The organism is Ruegeria sp. YTSA105, from assembly GCF_059610225.1.
In genome coordinates, this window is record NZ_JBXWNE010000004.1 from 211,483 (window position 1) to 230,213 (window position 18,731).

The 18,731-nt window shown below is 55.9% G+C and carries 15 protein-coding genes; 4 read left to right on the top strand and 11 right to left on the bottom strand.

The annotated features are described in order from the left end of the window. Positions 1–10 precede the first annotated feature (10 nt). The 7 genes from AC2FH2_RS07775 to AC2FH2_RS07805 form a co-directional block, all read right to left on the bottom strand. The gene (locus AC2FH2_RS07775) at positions 11–1,255 is read right to left on the bottom strand and encodes a class I SAM-dependent methyltransferase (RefSeq protein WP_271948813.1); all 1,245 of its coding nucleotides are present in this window, start codon (positions 1,253–1,255) and stop codon (positions 11–13) included. Then, on the bottom strand, positions 1,255–2,457 hold the full coding sequence (locus AC2FH2_RS07780; protein WP_142636227.1) for a DegT/DnrJ/EryC1/StrS family aminotransferase: 1,203 nt from the start codon (positions 2,455–2,457) through the stop codon (positions 1,255–1,257). The genes AC2FH2_RS07775 and AC2FH2_RS07780 overlap by 1 nt, the downstream gene beginning before the upstream one ends. A gap of 24 nt (positions 2,458–2,481) precedes the next feature. Further along, positions 2,482–3,615 carry a CDP-glucose 4,6-dehydratase gene (gene rfbG, locus AC2FH2_RS07785; protein ID WP_496701901.1) on the bottom strand — a complete coding sequence of 378 codons (1,134 nt, stop codon included), beginning with the start codon at positions 3,613–3,615 and terminating at the stop codon, positions 2,482–2,484. Positions 3,616–3,623: 8 nt separating this feature from the next. Continuing rightward, positions 3,624–4,433 carry a glucose-1-phosphate cytidylyltransferase gene (gene rfbF, locus AC2FH2_RS07790; protein ID WP_142636222.1) on the bottom strand — a complete coding sequence of 270 codons (810 nt, stop codon included), beginning with the start codon at positions 4,431–4,433 and terminating at the stop codon, positions 3,624–3,626. A gap of 96 nt (positions 4,434–4,529) precedes the next feature. Further along, positions 4,530–6,164 (bottom strand): glycosyltransferase family protein, encoded by a 1,635-nt coding sequence (locus tag AC2FH2_RS07795; RefSeq protein ID WP_496823260.1) that lies wholly within the window; start codon positions 6,162–6,164, stop codon positions 4,530–4,532. Position 6,165: 1 nt separating this feature from the next. Continuing rightward, the gene (locus AC2FH2_RS07800) at positions 6,166–6,534 is read right to left on the bottom strand and encodes a GtrA family protein (RefSeq protein WP_496710013.1); all 369 of its coding nucleotides are present in this window, start codon (positions 6,532–6,534) and stop codon (positions 6,166–6,168) included. A gap of 138 nt (positions 6,535–6,672) precedes the next feature. After that, positions 6,673–8,565, bottom strand: a complete 1,893-nt coding sequence (locus tag AC2FH2_RS07805; protein WP_496823261.1) for a polysaccharide biosynthesis protein — start codon at positions 8,563–8,565, stop codon at positions 6,673–6,675. Positions 8,566–9,627: 1,062 nt separating this feature from the next. Here AC2FH2_RS07805 and AC2FH2_RS07810 point away from each other — a divergent pair. From AC2FH2_RS07810 to AC2FH2_RS07820, 3 genes are read left to right on the top strand one after another with little or no spacing between them, the layout of a single operon-like run. Continuing rightward, complete coding sequence (locus AC2FH2_RS07810; protein ID WP_142636214.1) at positions 9,628–10,233, top strand: sugar transferase; 606 nt, start codon at positions 9,628–9,630, stop codon at positions 10,231–10,233. After that, on the top strand, positions 10,230–11,144 hold the full coding sequence (locus tag AC2FH2_RS07815) for a methionyl-tRNA formyltransferase (protein ID WP_496823262.1): 915 nt from the start codon (positions 10,230–10,232) through the stop codon (positions 11,142–11,144). Before AC2FH2_RS07810 ends, AC2FH2_RS07815 begins: the two co-directional genes overlap by 4 nt. Next, entirely contained in the window at positions 11,141–11,836 is a 696-nt protein-coding gene (locus AC2FH2_RS07820; protein ID WP_496823263.1) for a PIG-L deacetylase family protein, read from the top strand. Before AC2FH2_RS07815 ends, AC2FH2_RS07820 begins: the two co-directional genes overlap by 4 nt. Positions 11,837–11,866: 30 nt before the next feature. On the opposite strand, the gene asnB is transcribed toward AC2FH2_RS07820, so the two are convergent. The 3 genes from asnB to AC2FH2_RS07835 form a co-directional block, all read right to left on the bottom strand. Further along, complete coding sequence (asnB, locus tag AC2FH2_RS07825) at positions 11,867–13,816, bottom strand: asparagine synthase (glutamine-hydrolyzing) (RefSeq protein WP_496823264.1); 1,950 nt, start codon at positions 13,814–13,816, stop codon at positions 11,867–11,869. 3 nt (positions 13,817–13,819) lie between these two features. After that, positions 13,820–14,944, bottom strand: a complete 1,125-nt coding sequence (locus AC2FH2_RS07830) for a glycosyltransferase (protein WP_496823265.1) — start codon at positions 14,942–14,944, stop codon at positions 13,820–13,822. A 100-nt stretch (positions 14,945–15,044) separates the two neighbouring features. Next, entirely contained in the window at positions 15,045–16,208 is a 1,164-nt protein-coding gene (locus tag AC2FH2_RS07835) for a DegT/DnrJ/EryC1/StrS family aminotransferase (RefSeq protein ID WP_496823266.1), read from the bottom strand. Positions 16,209–16,632: 424 nt separating this feature from the next. On the opposite strand from AC2FH2_RS07835, the gene AC2FH2_RS07840 reads away from it, so the two are divergent. After that, positions 16,633–17,865, top strand: a complete 1,233-nt coding sequence (locus AC2FH2_RS07840; RefSeq protein WP_496823267.1) for a glycosyltransferase family 4 protein — start codon at positions 16,633–16,635, stop codon at positions 17,863–17,865. A 24-nt stretch (positions 17,866–17,889) separates the two neighbouring features. Here AC2FH2_RS07840 and AC2FH2_RS07845 read toward each other — a convergent pair whose 3' ends face one another. Continuing rightward, positions 17,890–18,726, bottom strand: a complete 837-nt coding sequence (locus AC2FH2_RS07845) for a sulfotransferase family protein (protein ID WP_496823268.1) — start codon at positions 18,724–18,726, stop codon at positions 17,890–17,892. Positions 18,727–18,731 lie beyond the last annotated feature (5 nt).

The following is an 18,731-nucleotide window of genomic DNA, read 5'->3' on the forward strand; positions in this document are numbered from 1 at the left end:
TGTTTTCCCTTCAGGGAATAACTACTGGCATTGGCAAAGGCACGATGAACTTGCCGCCAGCGGCTTCGAAATCAGCCATCTGCTCGCGGATTTCGTCAAAGAAATTCCAGGCCAAAACCAGCAGGTAATCAGGTCTGCGTTCCATGACCGCTTCGGGGGCCAATACAGGAATAAGCTTGCCCGGCGAATACAGGCCCTGTTTCAACGTGTTCCGGTCAACCAGAAAATCCAGAGTTTCCGTGCCGATATCAAAATAGTTCAGCAACGTGTTACCCTTAGCGGGCGCACCGTAGCCAGCAATCGTTTTGCCAGATGCCTTAAGCTCGGCCAGCATGGAAACAAGGCTTTCCTGCATCGCGTGAACACGCTCGGCAAATGCTTCGTATGCCTCTTTGTTGGTCATGCCCGCGGCATCTTCGTCAGCCAGCATATCAGCAACAATCGGCGCCGGGGTTTTGTTCAGCGCGGCGGGTTGCATGAACACGCGCATCGAACCGCCATGAACCGGCAGTTTTGTGACATCCACTACATCAAGCCCAACGGACTGGCCCAGTTTGACGACGGACAGAAGGCTCAGTTCAGAGACATGTTCGTGATAAACATTGTCGAACTCGTTGGTCTCGAGGATCATCTTGCCCCAAGGCACTTCGATGATGAAGACGCCGTCATCTGTCAACAGGTCCAGAACACCTTCGGTAAAGCCGTGCAGATCGTCTATATGGTTGAAGGTATTGGTCGTCGTGATGACGCTGGCCGGCCCTTCGGTTTCGCGAATCTGCTGTGCGGTGGCGCGGTTGAAAAAGTCGACATGGACCCGGACGCCCCGTTCACCTGCGATCTTGGCAAGGTTGGCCGCCGGGTCGATGCCCAATGTGCGCCCGCCCTGATCGTTGGCATGGGACAGCATCAGCCCGTCATTACAACCGATATCAATGATCAGCCCACCTTGCGCACGCTCTACCGCGACCGAGGCGAGTTCGGCGAAATGCGTGTGCATTGTTGCCGCACCGGACGGGACATAAAGATAGTCCGTAAAGAAATCAGCAGGCACCTGATCTGCAACCTGGATCAAGCCACAATCCAGACAGGCCTGAGTATTCAGCGGGAAAGCCGGTTGCGGAACATCCTTTTGCTCGGGCCGTGCGAACATATTGGCGGGCGGGTGATCGCCCATCGGCAGCACAAGCATAAGGTTGGTAGACCGGCAGGTCCGGCAGGTCGTGCGAACAGACGTATTGATGCTTTGATCGTTCATCAGACCAGTGCTCCTTGGAATTTCAATGCAAATTCTTCAAATTTTGCATGCATATAATCGATTTGCGCTTGTATCAGACCATGGTGACAAGCCAGCAGGATACCCCCGCGCATAACCGCATCGGAATTGGGATAGCCCGCGGGATCTGCTCGGTATTCTACTTGCTTCATGGCAGGCTGACGCAGAATGTTTCCGGTAAAGACGGGCCGAGTTTGAATGTCCGAAGTCTCAAGGAATATCTGCATCTCGCGCCGTGTGAATGGGGCACCTTCGCGCAATGTCAGCGGGAAGGCCAGCCACCCGGTGCGCGAGTTCGGCAGTTGTTCAGGCAGGATGAACCAGTCTTCATAGCGGGCAAAAAAGGCGCGATGAGCAGCGAAGGCCTCTTCGCGCACGCGGATGTTGTTGTCCAGTTTGCTCAGCTGCACCAACCCGAATGCCGCGCTGATTTCCGAAGGTTCAACGTTATAGCCAAGATCCTCGAACAGAAATTTGGCATCATACTCGATCCCATCCAGTTTGACGTTGAACCGGTTCTCGATGGCCTCGGATTCCACAAACAGCGAGGACGACCGCCCCCAGGACCTCAGCAAAAGCGCCTTGCGGCCAAGCTCTTCGTCATTCACGCACAACATGCCGCCATTCCCGGCGCCATTGATGACGTGGCTGCCGTAAAAGCTGGTGGTAGAGACGTCGGAATAGACGCCCGTGCTTGTACCGTCGATGGTTGCGCCCAGCGTGTCAGCGCTGTCTTCAATTACCTTCAGACCATGCGCATCGGCCAGCTCGCGGATACGGCGCCAATCTGGCAGGTTTCCGATCAGTGACGGGATCATGACGGCAGATGTATTTGGCGTAATCATGCGTTCGATCGCGTCTACGTCGATATTATAGGTCCCGACCGCGGCATCCACAAAGGTCGGGATCAGGCCCTGACGGACAAGCGGAGCAACCGTCGTGGCAAAAGTCAGGGCCGGAGTGATAACTTCGCTGCCCTTTGGCAAGTCCAGAATCTCGACCGCGAGATAGTTCGCCGATGACCCCGAGTTCACCATGATGCCGTGGCGTTTGGAAAACAAAGCAGCCACTTTTTCCTGCATCTCGCGCACTTTGGGGCCCATCTGGGTGGACGTTTTCAGAACTTCGACAACCGCGTCGATCTCTTCCTGGCCATGCACGGTTTGACCGTAATTCACTCGCATTATTCTTTTCTCCTCAATAACCCGCTATTGCGCGGCGACCGGAGCCCGGTCGAAATCCCGTGAAGACATCAGGTCACTGTAGAACCCGATCTGATTGTTTGTGATCCCACCCATCTCCGCACCGGCGGCATGGGCCTTGTACCAGTCTACTGTCAGGCGAACGGCTTCGGGCAATGTCAGTTGCGGACGCCAACCCAATCCCGTTTGCGCCTTAGTGCTGTCCAGTCGAAGAATACCTGCCTCATGCGGCGCGGCAGATGTCTGTTCAGCAGACGCCATCGAAAACTGTGGCGCTCCGTCGCCCCAGGCATCCTGCATCAAGGTTGCCAACTGCCGGACATCCACCGTCCCCGACACATCAGGGCCAAAATTCCAGGCGCCAGCAAAGCTTTGCCCATCCCGATACATTCGCGCGGCCAAGGCCAGATAGCCCGACAGCGGTTCAAGAACATGCTGCCAGGGGCGCACGCTGAGCGGGCTGCGGATAACCACCGGTTCGCCCGCCTCGGATGCGCGGATCACGTCGGGGATAAGCCGATCTTCGCCCCAGTCGCCCCCTCCGAACACATTCCCGGCCCGGACTGTTGCCAGTTGCGGCCCGTCCGCTGATGAAAAGAAGGAATGACCATAAGATTGCGCCACAAGCTCGGTACAGCCTTTCGAGGCGCTATACGGGTCCCTGCCGCCCATCGGATCGTTTTCGCGATAACCCCAGGTCCATTCCTTGTTGTCGTAACATTTGTCACTGGTGACAACGACCACCGCCTTCAGTGAGCGCATCCCCAAAGCGGCATCCAGAACATGGGCCGTTCCAGATACATTGGTCGCAAAGGTTTCGGCAGGATCCCTGTAAGACCGGCGCACCAAGGGTTGGGCGGCCATGTGGAACACGATTTCAGCGTCCACGCCTGACAGTGTATCCAGCACCGCCTGACGATTGCGGATATCCGCAATCCGACTGTCGGTCAGCCCGTCAACAGAACAGGCATCAAAGAATGAATGCCCCTGTTCGGGAGGCAGTGACAAGCCTGTCACCTCTGCCCCCAGACGCCTCAGCCATGCACAAATCCACCCGCCCTTGAATCCGGTATGCCCGGTCACAAGAACACGGCGGCCGGCAAAAACGCCATCAAACTGAGAATTGACCTGCCCGCTCACGGTTCACCTCATATCGCCAGAGCTGGGTAGCTCTTGCCCGAACCTTCGTTGAAATTAAGCCAGGGCGGCGTTTCACCTTCGCACAGACCGTCCAGCGTATTCCTGTCGCGCAGAGTATCCATCGGATGCCAGAACCCATCGTGGCGATAGGCCATCAACTCTCCGTCGCGGGCCATCTGGGTCAGCGGGGTCTGTTCCAGCGGCTCATTGTCATCAACCATATAGTCCAAGACACCCGGCTCGAAGACGAAGAAGCCGCCATTGATCCAGGTTTCGCGATTGCGGACCTTTTCTGTGAAGGCGTCAACCCTGTCGCCCTTGAGCTCGATGTTACCAAACCGCGCCGGGGGCTGAACCGCAGTTACGGTCGCCAGCTTGCCGTGTGATTTGTGGAAATCAATCAGTGCATTGATGTCGATATTTCCTACGCCGTCCGAATAGGTGCACATGAACGGCTCATCAGGAGTCAGCCAATCCTTGAGCCGACGGATACGACCACTGGTCATGGTATGCGCACCGGTGTCGACCACTGACACATTCCACCCGCCCGGAGCAGAAGGGACCAGTTGCAATTCCCCAGTGTCCAACGATACCGATATATTGTTGGCGATCAGGTGATAATTGGCAAAGAACTGCTTCAGCAGCAATGCTTTGTACCCGGCAGCCACAACAAAATCACGATGCCCGAAATGGCTGTAGATATCCATCACGCGTGCGATGATCGGACGCCCGCCCACTTCAACCATGGGCTTGGGAATGGAAACCGTTTCTTCGGCCAGACGCGAGCCTAGTCCACCAGCCAGAAGTACCGTTTTCATTGTCTATCCTTCCTTTATTCGATCAATAGAATTGATGGTCATGTGAATGGTCCCGCCCAGGAAAAATATAGGCAGGTTGAGTCGCGTAGGCACTGGTCATTGTTCAGCCCCTGCAGCTTTCAAGTATACCACACCTTGGCCGTAGCGGTTGTTCAGACCTGATAATTCGACTGGGCGGTAGTTGTTTGCCCGCGCATAGCTCAACAATGGGGCTTCCAGAACGGAATCGTATCCAAGCAGGAAAGCCGAAGGCGGGTTATCTGCAAACAGGGCCGGTAAGTCTTCGGCGCCTGCCATCACATATTTGCCGGCAAGTTCCGGATCCGTGAAGGGTGCAATTCGGTAAGCGAATGGCCCCGTTGCAAATTCTGGATAAACGCTCAGGCCCGCCTCAAGCGCATAGATCGGCAGCAAAGTCGCGACCGGACCATCAGGCAGTGTACTGCCTGCCACCGCATCCCGAAGGACAGCACCGGAACCGGCAAAGCGGGCCGAGGTGAACTTCGAAGGCTCTGTCAGCGAGACCAGGCCCATCCCGATACGCGGGAGTCCCAGGATGACCATCAAGACAATACCTGCCGCAAGCACAGGCACTGCCTCGTGCCGCCGTGGCGGGTCAAGCCGACGAAACAGAACCGCGAGCAGCAGAGGCAGACAGACCAGAGGCTGGATATAATATTGCGGAAAACCGGGCGTTGGGACAAAAGCCATTGAGGCAGTCAGGATAATGATCGCCAGAACAACACCACCATGCCGCAGTTGCGAGGGCTGCATTTCGTCGACACGCGCACCACCACGCAGGATAATCCAAAGCACGGACAGAATGGCCATAACCATCACTAGGCCCACTCCGGCCACCCATGCCGAATGGGCCAGCATCAACTTGCCCGACAATCCCAGGGCCAGCCCCGGTTCTGTTGCGGCGTTGGCCTCCCAATAGGCGACATGTGGTCCGGTGTGAAACCCCAAGACATGCGCCAGAAAGACGCCCGGATCAGCGAGCAGGAAGGCAAACAGGGGCAAGGCCCCGCTCAACCCTCCGATCAGCAGCGGCAGAACCACGGCTTTCAGTCGTCGTGCCATCGAAACATCCGCAGGCAACAAGAATGCGGCAAGAGCAATCGGCGGAATAAACAGTACCGCACTGACCTTCATCCCCGCCGCAATAGACAAAGCGACACCCGATAGGACCAGCGTCAAAAATCGCGGCGCGGGCTTTGACGTCTCGATCAAAAACAGGCCAAGCCCGATGACCGCAAATGGCAGTGGCAACAGATTGTTGGTTGCGGCCATACCGGCACCGGTCAGAAACAGCTCGCATGTCACAATGCCGATAATTGAAAAGACAGCGAGAACCGGTGATCCCGACAAGCGCAGCGTTACCCAGCCAGTCGCCGCGATCAATCCAAGCCAGGCCAGAAACAGGCCGATCCGAGCGGACCCCAACAGGCCAAACTCATCGAACAGAATGCCGGACCCAAGGTAATACCACGCCGAATAAGGGACGTGATTGTAGAAGAAGTCCGAATAAAGCTCCCACTCTCCGAGCAAACGCGCCGGAGGGACGAACATCAGCTCATCCCGGCGCAGATCATAGGTCATCAGGCGGCCGAACAAACCGGCAATCAGCAACACAAGCCCCAGACCAGCGGTCACGATCCCAAGCATAGCACCCATGCGCGTACTTGACGGGGTGGTGCCCTTAAAGCTTGATATTCTCGCATCGCTCATCTCAGCCCCTCCGATCCATCGCCTGACCCCGGCCAAGCGCACGCGAAATCATGAGGTAAGACAATATGACAACGGGCCCCAACGCGACCGCCTGTGCCAAATAGGGATCAAGCCCAACCTGCATCAAACCGCGCAAAAGCAGCGCATTCACAAAATACAGCACGACATAAGACATCGCATATAGCGGGAAACGGCGGTATCCCTGCACGCCAAAGACAAACCGGGCGTGGATACAAAAATTCCAGATCACACCCAAAATAAACTGAAGCAGAAGCGCAAGCTGTGGATGCATGCCCGCAAAAATCAAAAGTGCAAACACGCTATAGCCAAACGCCGTGTTGATCAGGCCGGCCCAGAGAAACCGTACCACCTGCGCACGTTCCTCTGACGGCGCTAAAGCCGAGCGTATATTAAGCCTCGCCATCAAATGTTGGCCCTTTCGGCGGAAATATTAAACACAGAAACCAAATTCGGCAAAATAACCGACACCAGAAAAAACAATGCTAAATCAGCTGCCAGCGGGCAGCAGTTCCGGGTTTTCTCCTTCAGACTGACTGACCGCATTTGCTGCGTTTGTGCCAGCGCTTTTGAAAATGGGCTTGGATGAAAATTCCGAGATCGGAACCGGACGCAGGCCATTTGCACCATACCCTGGCACGAGCTCTTTCAGCAGGCGCTTGGCTGCCAGTTCGTCACCTTCTGCCGCAGCCTGTTCCAGTTTCCGGATCATGGCGCGCAGGCGGGCGACAGGAATGCCCTCGGGCCGTGCGGACCCGACGCCCGAAATGCCGCATTCGTGGCGTTTCTCAGACGCATCAAACAATTCCTCGAACAGCTTTTCGCCTGGACGAATACCAATGAATTCGATGTCGATATCCTCATAAGGCTTTAGCCCGGCAAGGCGGATCATCCGTTCGGCCAGATCAACAATCTTGACCGGCCGACCCATATCCAGAACGAATATCTCTCCGTGGCTGCTTTCCATTTTCAACCCGCTTGCGGCCGCAACCAGAGTCAGTTGCACGGCCTCACGGATGGTCATGAAGTACCGTTCCATCCGGGGATCGGTCACGGTCAGCGGACCACCGTTCGAGATTTGACGTTGAAACAGCGGGATCAGCGAGCCCGACGACCCCAGAACATTGCCAAACCGTACCGAGAAGAACCGGGTTTCTTCCTCGGTTCCGTTGGTTACACGGTCCTGCGCCTGAACGTAGAACTCAGCAACGCGCTTGGTTGCACCCATCACATTGGTGGTGTTTACAGCCTTGTCGGTGGAAACCTGCACCATCGCGATGGCACCATAGTTCCGGGCCGCATCCGCGACGTTACGGGTTCCGATCACATTGGTCAAAACGCCCTCGCAGGGATTCATCTCAACCATCGGAACATGCTTCAGGGCGGCGGCATTGAACACCAACTCGGGGCGATGACGTTCAAAGATGTCATTCACACGCGACGCATTGCGAATGCTTGCGATATACATCCGCCGGGGAACATCTGGAAAGTTCTGCGACAAATCCATGTCGATGGAATAGGCGTTGAACTCGCAATGGTCGATCATCACCAGTTCCGCCGGATCGAAAGAGGCAATCTGACGTGCCAGTTCGCTACCGATCGAACCACCTGCACCGGTCACCAATACGCGGCGCCCACGGAACATCTCGCGCAACATCGAGCGTTCGACAGCTTTTTGTGGCCGCTCGAGAATTTCTTCCGGGTTGATAATACAACCATTGGCGGCATCCTGGCCTTCTTCCCCAAGACCCGGCACGCGTGAGACAGCGATACCGTTGGATTCACACCAGCTGGTCAGCTTGCGGATGCCATCACTTTCAAAATGCGTGATCGGTTCGGTCAGGAACAAGCGTCTGGGCAAATGATCCCAGGTTTTAAGCCGCTCGACCACGCGATCGGCATCCAGAAGAGATCCGATAATCTGAACATCGTGGAAATACAGCCCCATGGTATTGCGCGCATCGTCAATAATGCCCACCGGCTGATACTTGGAGTGCGTATTCCGCAAAGACCTGACAAACAGATCACAACTTGCACCTGTACCAACCAAAAGCACCGGAACCTTGTCCTGATGTTCGGCCATCAACCGCGCATTCTGGCGATTCAGCTCACGGCTACGGGCAACTACACGCAGGGCACTGAGCAGTAGGATCATCAAGCCAAGCTGAATAATGAAGGCAGCGAAGGGTACAGCCTTGGTCACTTCGAAAACTGCACTGGCAGCCATGAGGCACAGGACCAACATTGTCGATCCCCGCAGGATCAGACGAATGTCTCGCAATGACGTCGAGCGTGTGTGGCGCCGGTACATGCCCGCAAGCGGGAAAACCGCCAGTCCAATCAGGCTGGACAAGAGCATCAGCGGGAACATGGCTGGCGCCATCTGTTGCGCTACCGTTCCACCATTCGCAAGATTTATTGCCACTACGGCTGAGAAAGACGAAGCAACAATGTCTCCAAAGACTAATCGATGATTGGCACGCAACTCACTAACAATCTGCGTTTTCCAGCAATGAAAACCCGAAACCATTTACCTCACCCCTTTATCTCATCACCGGCTCAATTCCGATCGAGAATTACTCGTACATCGTTACCCAACAGGATCCTGCAGCATCAAAACATTGCCACAGCTCCCAACTGATCACTCACAGACCGCTTGCAGCTGTCCTATATAAACCAAAGGCCCGCGATCAGATGATCAACCGAAAGCCTTGTACCTGTATCTTTGTTTTGCCCCCTTCACTTGAGCTGGTCTCAATCGCCCAAGTTGAACACACTCACTTCACTCGTTAATAATAATAATTCACGCAAGTAACAAAATTGTTCCTCTGGTTCGCCGGTTAGCGCAATTTCTTCAATCTCCTTCAACGCTAACATACGTTTCCGCGCCCTCAAAAGTAATTTCTTCACACTTCATTAACGAAATGCAGCGTTTCCTGAAGTACTCTTTGACTGATATTTTGCTGAGGGTTGCAGAATTTCCTCCTTGTTTCGGCTGACTTGAGCGCCGATTGACCTAGCGTAAACAATGGAAATGCTAATCTCACGGGGAAATTTACAGTCATTTTCTCAATCCGATGAAATCTTCGTGGGCCGCTGTCCGGGCCTCAATCTTGATTAATCGATCCACAATAAGCCCCAATCGGAGCATTGTGAACCAAGACGCAACAAAGATGACAACTCCTTTCGGCCAATCCTCTCATGAGTCGCAGGCCGGTTTTCCTGACAAAGGCTTTGTGAACTTGGCGCATGCTTGGAAAAATTTCCGCATAGTCAGGGTGCCGGTCGGCTCTGCCGCTTGAATCGAGAATCAATTTGGGATCAACTCAGCCCAGACTTCGGATCAGTGCGTCGGAACTTGGATCCGGCCAGCAGGATGATCCGGAGAGATGTTGGTTCTTGGTTTGATATTCGTAGTTTTCAGCTACAGTTCTTGGGTTTGAATATGAACAGATTTCTCGAAATACTGTGTTGCCTGATCGCGGGCACGATCGCGCTGCCCTTTTTTCTGGCGGGTTGTGTGATTGTGCTGTTTTCGGTCGGGCGACCTTTGTTTTTTGGCCAACGGCGGGCAGGCTGCAACGGGCGCGTCTTTCGCATCTGGAAGCTGAGAACAATGTCCGACACACGCGATCAAAGCGGGGCTTTGCTGCCAGATTCGGAACGTCAGACAAAAACCACCAAGCTTCTGCGCCGCGTGAGGCTGGATGAGATGCCCCAGCTTGTGATCATCTTGCGCGGAGATATGGCCCTTGTTGGGCCCCGTCCCCTGCTTCCCGAAACCATTGAAGAGTTTGGAGACAATGGGCGGGTGCGCTGCACGGTTCGGCCCGGCCTGACAGGGTGGGCTCAGGTCAGCGGCAATACCGCGCTTTCAAATGACGAGAAGCTAAAGCTGGATCTATGGTATGTCGCGCACCGGTCCCTGTCGCTTGATCTGAAGATATTGTTCGAAACCATTATGGTAGCCTTGGCCGGAGAGCATAAACGCCCTGACCGAATTCAGGCCGCAGACAACTGGCTGGACAGCCGAAAGGAGACACCTGCATGAAGACGGTATTTGTGGGGGCGGTCGAAGGATCGCATGTCGCCTTATCCGCCATATGTGCCCGAGGGTTTGTACCGGATTTGGTGGTGACACTACCGCCGGACTTGTCTCACCGGCACTCTGATTTTGCAGATCTCAAACCCACTGCAGATCGGTATGATATTCCTGTCCACTATACCGCCAAAAGTGACTCGGCCGGAACAATCAAAACCATGCAAGCCGTAAAACCTGATCTGATACTGGTCATCGGGTGGTCTCAGATTTGCGGGCCGGAATTTCGGGCCCAGGCAAAGATCGGATGCGTCGGGTTTCACCCATCCGCCCTGCCCCGTCTGCGCGGGCGCGGTGTGATCCCCTGGACTGTCATATTGGGCGAAACCGATGTGGGCGCGTCATTGTTCTGGCTGGGTGAAGGGGCCGATGACGGCCCGATTGCGGCGCAAGCTCGATATGCGGTCGATCCCGACACGGTAACAGCGCGCGAGCTGTATGACCGGGCGCTTCAGGCCCTGACGCAGCTGCTGCCTCAGCTTCTGACGCAAATCTCTGAAGGCGATATCCCGGCGGCTCCGCAGCCAGAAACCGGGATCAGCCTTTGCGCGCGGCGGCGGCCCGAGGACGGGCTGATCGACTGGACCAGACCCGCGGCAGAGATTAACCGGTTGATACGCGCAGCCGGGCCGCCCTATCCCGGCGCTTACACGTATTCTGCATCCGGTGAGAAACTGATCCTGCTGGGTGTACAGAACACCGCCCTGCAGGGCTACTATATCGGCCTGCCTGGTCAGATACAGGCCATCGAAGGAAACCGGTTTACGGTCGCCTGTGGGGATGGGAAATGTCTGGACATCACAAACTGGACCGGCGCCGATGCGCCGCCCGAACTGCACTCAAAGCTCAGGAATTCCGAATGACAGCGCTGACACCTTTTGACGGACAGGACGGACCGGTAATTGTGGTTGCTCCGCACCCGGATGATGAAGTCCTTGGGGCTGGCGGCACCATCGCACGACTGGCAGATGCAGGTCGCGCAGTCCATATTGCGATTGTCACAACGGGTCGGTCGCCCCGGTTCAGCACGGAACAGATCGCCAATGTACAGGCCGAAGCCCGGGCCGCACATGAGCATCTTGGTGTGACGCATACGCATTGGTTGGATTTCCCTGCCGCTGAACTGGCTGAGCACCCCCATGGTGACCTGAACGCAGGTCTGGGAACACTGATCCGCGATCTCGACCCAAGTGTCATCCTGGCGCCACATCCCGGCGACATCCATTTGGACCACCAGTTGAGTTTCCTTTCGACTTTGGTGGCAAGCCGACCTTATCAGGACAAATACCCGACGACGATCGCGGCCTATGAGACGCTGTCCGAGACAAATTGGAACGCGCCATATCTGACGCCGCCGTTCGTGCCGAACTTGTTTGTGGACATTTCGGATACATTGGAGCGTAAACTGGAAGCCTTCCAGTTATTTGCAAGCCAGGTCAAACAGCCCCCGCACGAGCGTTCGGTTCAGAGCTTGAAAGCGTTGGCAACTTTGCGTGGCGCGACGGTTCACCGGGCCGCGGCTGAGGGCTTTGTCTTGGTCAGGTCGGTTATCTGACTGACTGATCGCAAAATCGCCAAGCTGCGATCAGCGCATCCACGCTTCGGACCATAGTTGGAACATAAAGACCGTCCACAGCTGAGCACCCCAGTTGCGTTTGCCTGATTGGTGCTCGGCCCAGCATTTTTCCAGCGCTGCCTTGTCCACGAAACCCTCAAGCCCGTTCCCATCCAGAAGAATGCTGGAAACACGGGACTTTAGGGGCCCGCGCAGCCAAGCGTTGAGTGGGATACCGAACCCGCGCTTTGGCCGGTCGTACAGCGATTGCGGAACCCGCTTTTTCAAAAGCTCCCGCAACGCCACCTTGCCAACCTTCCCGTCGCACCGAAGCGATGCCGAAGAGCGCCAGGCGGCGGTGACAACGCGGTAGTCCAACAACGGCGCGCGCATCTCAAGGCCCACCGACATCGAAGTGCGGTCGGCCTTCACCAGAATATCATCCGGCAAATAATAGAGCGAATCCAACAACATCATGCTGTCCAACTGGCTCAACCCTGCGGGCAAATCATGCGTTCCGATCTCATTGCCCAGCGGGATGCCGGACTTTCCAAGCATACCGGAGGACCAGATCGAAAACTGGGCCTGATAGCGGCACTGGAACTCTCGTCCCTGCAGAACCGGCGCCAGCTTGGCCAGACGATCCGCGCTCAGATCGTCACGCATGCTGCTTGGGGCGAATGGCTTGAGGACAGGCACCAGAGCTGCAAGAACCGATTGCGGCGTCTGCGACAGGGCTTGAATTGCCAGGTCGGGCATCTTGCCCTTCAGGCGCTCAAAGGCCTGCATCCGAACATATCGGGCATAGCCACCAAACGACTCGTCACCGCCGTCGCCGGACATGACGACCTTAAGCTGCTGGCGCGCCAGTTGCGAAACCAGCAGGGTTGGTAGTTGCGACGGGTCGGCGAAAGGTTCGTCAAACACCTGCGGCAAGCCTTCGATGGCTTGAAACGCCATTTCCGGCGTCGCCGTCACCTCGTGGTAATCCGTCCCAAGATACTCGGTGATGGCTTTTGCATGGTCGGCTTCGTTGGTGTCTTCGTCCTCAAAGCGTACGGTAAAGCTGGGAACCTTCCTGCTGGATTGCTCTTGCATCATTGCAGTTATCAGCGACGAGTCGATGCCTCCGGACAGAAATGTCCCAACCGGCACATCCGCAACCATCCGTTCGCCCACCGCGCGCAGCAGTTCGGATTCGATTTCAGCTATGGCCGTTTCATCGTCAGGATAGGGGTTTGCGCGCGCCTCGGTGACTACGGCCTCGATATCCCAAAACCGCTCGATCCCTTGCAGAAGCGCATCCAACGAGGCCGGTGGGGTGTCAAGTTTGATCTCGACCATAGAGCCCGCAGGCAGTTTCAGGACATTTGGGTAAATCGTGCGCGGGGCAGGAATATATCCCAACCGAAGAAACGATCCCAAGGCTGCGCGGTCCACCTCTGCCGGTCCAAATTCCGGATGCGCGCGCAGTGACTTCAATTCGGACCCAAACAGAACGGTTTTCCCGGCCAGGCCCAGATAGAGAGGTTTTTTGCCAATCCGGTCGCGCGCCAATGTCACGCTCTGGGTTTTCCGGTCAAACACGGCAATGGCAAACATCCCGTGTACGCGGTCCAGTGTCTTGCGGATACCCCAAAGCTGCATCGCCGCCAGCAAAACTTCGGTATCGGACGTGCCCCTGAAGCTTATGCCCAGATCCTGCAATTCCTGACGCAGTTCCAGATAGCCATAGATCTCACCATTGAACACAATGGTGAACCGACCGTCTGCGGAATCCATCGGCTGGACCCCGGTTTCCGACAGATCAATAATGGCCAGACGCAGATGCCCCAGGGCCACACCCTGATCCGGGTCCACAAACAACCCGGTTCCATCCGGGCCACGGTGTTCAATCGATTGACACATCCTGCCAAGGACGGATGAGGCCTGAGACCGATCAACGGTGCCAAAGTTGATAAATCCGGTAATGCCACACATCGCTCAGATCCCCTTCTGTTCTGGCTGAGAGGCAATCTTATCGGGATCAAGACTGCCGCTCTCCAAAATGTTCCGATACTGCGCGGCAATGCGGTCAAGCTGGTAGGTACTGGCCACAATCGCCCGGGCTTTTTCTCTTTTTTCCAGATACTCTGAGGCCGACCAATTTGCGGCATGGACCAAAGCGTCTGCCAGCAATTCCGCGTTGCGGGGCGGTACGATCAATCCGCAGTTGCGAATGATCACCACTGCATCACCCACATCCGTCGACACAACGGGGTGGCCATAGCTCATCGCTTCGACAATGACATTCGGAAACCCTTCGGTTCGGGATGAAAGCACCAGCGCATCAATCCGTTTGTAGAATGCAGCCATATCATGCAGGTCGCCGCACAGCTCTACATTGTCGGCAGTCAGGTTATAGCGCGCCAGCAATGATTGTACTTCGGAGTTTTCAGGCGACATATTCTCTCCGGCCGCGATGATGCGCAGATCGGGGACTGACCGCAGCGCCAGGGACAGAGCCTGGAAAAGGGTTTCGTGATCCTTCTGTGGATGAAACCGCGCCGCAATCCCGAAAACCCTGGGCGGGTCGCTCCGCACCACAGAGGCTTGAGGCATGATCAGACCGTTCGGAATGACGCAAGACCGCGCAGCAGCAAACCCGTTCTTCGTGTGCTGATCCAATGCGCGTTGCGAATTATAAATGATCCCCGCGCACCTGCCCGACAAACGCCGACACAGGTCCACCGCAATCCGTGTGCTGCGCGTGAATGAGCTGGTATCGTCCAAAGCCTGCCTCACCGTCCAGTAAATTGGCACCTTTCGACCTGATATCCAGCTGGCAATCAGCCCGATGACCATCGCATGATACATCCAGCACAGAACCGCCTGCGGTTTATACTGACGGATAAGACGCGATATCTGCAATATCGCGCAGGGCATGGACGACAGTGATCTGGCATTCAATCCGATCAGAACGGCGTTTGGATTTGCACATTGGCTTTTGATCCTGTCCGAAACCTCCGTCAGCGACACCACCAATACCCGATCCCCGGATTTGGCAACCAGCCGAGCCAGCATCGCCTGGGCCCCGCCCTGACCGGAAAAATCGGTGATGACATGCATGATCATCCGTTCAACACCCGAAACTCACTAACCTGATCCGGCGGCACATGCCGGGTCGGAACCTTCAGACACGCGCCCTGAATGCGGCGGTGTGAACTGCCTATGCACGCGCCCGATCTCCGATTTCGCGTACAAATTCGGCCAGACCGACGATATCTTGATGCGACCAGGTCGGATCAACCAGAAAAGCAAGGCTGGTTTCACCAAGCTCTTTCGCCACCGGTAAGGGATCAACCGGGCCAACACCAAGGCGTGCGAACATCTCTTCTCTATATATTTCAGAACAACTGCCCGAGAACACGGGGAAACCCGCCGCAGAAATATCAGCTATGATGCGATCCCTGCTCCAACCCGAGGCCAGATTCTCAGGTCTTATGAACGCATAAAACCGGTAATAGGCGTGTGTCAGCCCGGCAGGTGGAACAGGTACCCGAAACGCAGCGCATCCGGATAGAGCTTCCGCCAAAATCTCGGCATTTCTGGTTCTATGGGCGCGCCACCCGTCCAGTTTCCCCAGCTGAATGCGCCCGATGGCGGCGGAAAGCCCGGTCATCCGCAGATTGGTGCCCGGCTGCCCACTATGTAGCCAGCGAAACCCCGGAGGGTGGCTTTTGTTAAACACGTGTTCATAGCTTTTACCGTGATCCTTATAGCTCCAGACCTTGGACCACAGCTCATCATCATTGGTGATCAGCATTCCGCCTTCGCCACCGGTTGTGATGATTTTATCCTGACAGAAAGAATACGAGCCGCAGGTGCCAAAGGTTCCCACGTGCTGGTCACCGATCATGGCACCATGCGCCTGCGCACAGTCCTCGATCACCCAGAGGTCGCGGCTGCGCGCCAGATCCATGAGACCCGCCATATCCGATGGCCACCCGGCCAGATGGACCGCGATAATCCCCACGGTTCTGTCGGTCAGAACCGGTGCAATCGTTTCTGCGGTGATGTTCTGGCTGTCACGATCCACATCTGCAAATACCGGCTTGCCACCGGCCAGAAGGATCGAACTGGCAGACGCGATAAAGCTACGCGGTGTGACGATAACCTCGTCTCCGGGTCGGATGTTCAACGCCAGCAGCGCGGCGTCCAGAGTGACCGTGCCATTTGCCATGGCGATCGCATGCTGCGCGCCGGTATAGGCGCTGTATTCACGTTCGAACTCTTTGACATCGGGGCCGGTCCAGGCATTCACGCAACCGGATCTTAGCACTGCGCTGACAGCATCAATTTCATCTTCTTCGAAGAATGGCCATTTGGGCATCAGCTGTTTCCCTTCAGATAAGCGGCCAGAGGATAGCCGATGGAAGATGGGCCAAGCCTATAATTGCTCAAATTTAGACAGCAGGATTTCCGGATCATTTCTTTACCTCGCGCCAAACCATCCGAGGAGGTCAGGCAAGCTCAACAATTAACAAATTTTTGGCGCTCAGCGCCTGAATTGGAAACAAACTCCGCAGGTTCGGAAATATCTTTTTGTGCCGCGGCAGGCGAAACCTGACCTGAATCGATTGCTTATGCAAGGTTCCAGGTCACTTAACAGCGTGATTTTTCAACAATCAGGCCGCAGACAGTCAGAGGTGAAAAATAGGCAACAATCGGCTTTGGTGACAGCGCCGTTGACAGCTTCGGCGACATGGATCAGCATCGCCTCAACCTTGGTTTTTAAAGTTTGAAATGTTTCTTTGATGAGTGATTTTCCCGACACCGCTTCCGGTGCCCAAGCCGTACCTGCCGAACGAGGTTCGACAACTGGCGGACGTCCAAAAGTTCTGTTTGTCGGCAATCTTACGACCTCTTTGACCAATTTTCGTTATGACCTGCTGAAAGAGCTTGCTGAACGCGCAGACGTACTTGCTTGCGCACCAGAAAACGATGCGGCGACCGAAGCAGCCCTTGCCGAGATCGGCGTGACATTTCGGCAAATCCCCATGGCGCGCGCGGGGTTAAATCCATTTCAGGATATGTCCACCCTGTTCACGCTGATCGGGATCTGCCGGGAAATACGGCCCGATATCGTCTTTGCCTATACGATGAAGCCGATCATCTTCAGCGGCCTTGCGGCGCGGTTGACCGGCGTTCGACGGCGGTTCGCGATGTGTACCGGGTTAGGTTATGTATTTGCGGATGCCGAACTGACCCTGCGCCGAAAAGTGCTGAGAGCGGTGGCGACAGGCCTTTACCGCATCGGATTGAAAGGTGCCGACGAAGTTCTGGTTTACAACTCGGTCGACGCCGAGGAGTTTCGCAGCAGACGTTTGCTGGCACCTCAGGCCGCGCTGTCGATTGTGCCCGGTTCCGGTGTCAATCTCGCCAGATACGCAAAATCCCATCAGCCTACGGATCCACCCGTGTTCCTGATGATCGCACGTTTGCTGCGTGACAAGGGCGTGTTCGAATATGCCGAGGCCGCCCGGCAGCTTAGGGAACAATTCCCTGATGTGCGCTGTCAGCTTTTGGGCCCGCTGGACGACAACCCGGACTCGGTAAACGCACAGCAGCTCGAAGAATGGGGCCAGCAGGGGCATATCGAGTATCTAGGCGAAACCAAGGATGTTCGGCCATTTCTCAAGGAATGTTCGGTCTTCGTATTGCCCACCGTCTATCGTGAGGGCATCCCCCGCGCCATTCTTGAGGCGATGTCGACAGGGCGCGCCGTCATTACGACCGATGCCCCGGGATGCGCCGATGCGGTCAGCGACGGGGAAAACGGGTTTATCGTCCCCAAACGCAATCCAGAGGGGCTGGCGGATGCGATGAGAAGATTCGTTGAAGACCGGAGCCTGATCGAATCCATGGGTCAGGCCGCGCGGGCGCGTGCCGAGCAAGAGTTTGACGTCGCGCGGATCAACACGATCCTGCTACGGAAAATGGGGCTGATCGACAGCGATACCACGCTGCCCTCGACTGCAACCGACTGATCCACACCCATTCTAAGCTGACGTCTAATCCGAGAAACTGCGCCACCCGCGGCTGAGACCCGGATCAATCGCATCAAGCTCGGCAACGTCTGGCCTGTAGAAATCGGCCATTTTCTGCGCCAAAGCATCGGGCAATTCAGGGTATTCCACCTGCCGCGCCACCGCTCTGCGAATGGCCTTTAACGGCCCCGTATGCCGGATCGGGTCAAGCAACGGTCGAAGCGGCGCCAGAACCCGCCTCAGAGGCAAGGGCACGATTGGCGTATTTTTGTTTTTGACCCGCTCTTCTAGTGGCGGCTCCACGACGCCGGAATAACCGATGTGATCGGCAACACGGCGCAAGGTTTCCACCGGTTGCGAGACGGTATTTTCATAGGCCAGTAACAAAATCTGATCGGTCGGAAACAGATCGTAAAAGCGGCGCAGGTGATAGCCATATCTGCCGTTGTGCAAGAACCTTTCATCACCGGCTTTGTCGGGGTCCAGATACCGATGAATGTCGTCCCCGACAGTGCCCCGGCGATACAGCATACAGTAATCGGAATAAGCCCTGCGAACCGGATCGCGCATCTGCAGGATCAACCTGACATCAGGATGATCCTGGGCGATCCTTTTGGCGGCCTCTGGATGTGTCAGGTAGGTATTGCACTTTTCACCCACGATACTCTGGCCCGAATATCCTTCGTATTGATCGCGATACCAGACCGCCCCCCGGTCATAATGATCCGAGAAATAGTGCAGCTCGGGATCCGGCATGAAAATTTGCGGTGTAGCCGTCAATGAATTCTGCAACCAAGTGGTCGCACATTTCGCAGCACCGAAAATCAGGAAATCTATTTTTCGTTCGTTCGGCAAACCCATTTTAC

Coding starts and splice junctions, on each gene's coding strand:
- AC2FH2_RS07775 (WP_271948813.1), bottom strand. CDS start 1,255: ATGAACGATCAAAGCATCAATACGTCTGTTCGCACGACCTGCCGGACC.
- AC2FH2_RS07780 (WP_142636227.1), bottom strand. CDS start 2,457: ATGCGAGTGAATTACGGTCAAACCGTGCATGGCCAGGAAGAGATCGAC.
- rfbF (WP_142636222.1), bottom strand. CDS start 4,433: ATGAAAACGGTACTTCTGGCTGGTGGACTAGGCTCGCGTCTGGCCGAA.
- AC2FH2_RS07795 (WP_496823260.1), bottom strand. CDS start 6,164: ATGAGCGATGCGAGAATATCAAGCTTTAAGGGCACCACCCCGTCAAGT.
- AC2FH2_RS07805 (WP_496823261.1), bottom strand. CDS start 8,565: ATGGCGCCAGCCATGTTCCCGCTGATGCTCTTGTCCAGCCTGATTGGA.
- AC2FH2_RS07810 (WP_142636214.1), top strand. CDS start 9,628: ATGAACAGATTTCTCGAAATACTGTGTTGCCTGATCGCGGGCACGATC.
- AC2FH2_RS07815 (WP_496823262.1), top strand. CDS start 10,230: ATGAAGACGGTATTTGTGGGGGCGGTCGAAGGATCGCATGTCGCCTTA.
- AC2FH2_RS07820 (WP_496823263.1), top strand. CDS start 11,141: ATGACAGCGCTGACACCTTTTGACGGACAGGACGGACCGGTAATTGTG.
- asnB (WP_496823264.1), bottom strand. CDS start 13,816: ATGTGTGGCATTACCGGATTTATCAACTTTGGCACCGTTGATCGGTCT.
- AC2FH2_RS07830 (WP_496823265.1), bottom strand. CDS start 14,944: ATGCATGTCATCACCGATTTTTCCGGTCAGGGCGGGGCCCAGGCGATG.
- AC2FH2_RS07835 (WP_496823266.1), bottom strand. CDS start 16,208: ATGCCCAAATGGCCATTCTTCGAAGAAGATGAAATTGATGCTGTCAGC.
- AC2FH2_RS07840 (WP_496823267.1), top strand. CDS start 16,633: ATGAGTGATTTTCCCGACACCGCTTCCGGTGCCCAAGCCGTACCTGCC.
- AC2FH2_RS07845 (WP_496823268.1), bottom strand. CDS start 18,726: ATGGGTTTGCCGAACGAACGAAAAATAGATTTCCTGATTTTCGGTGCT.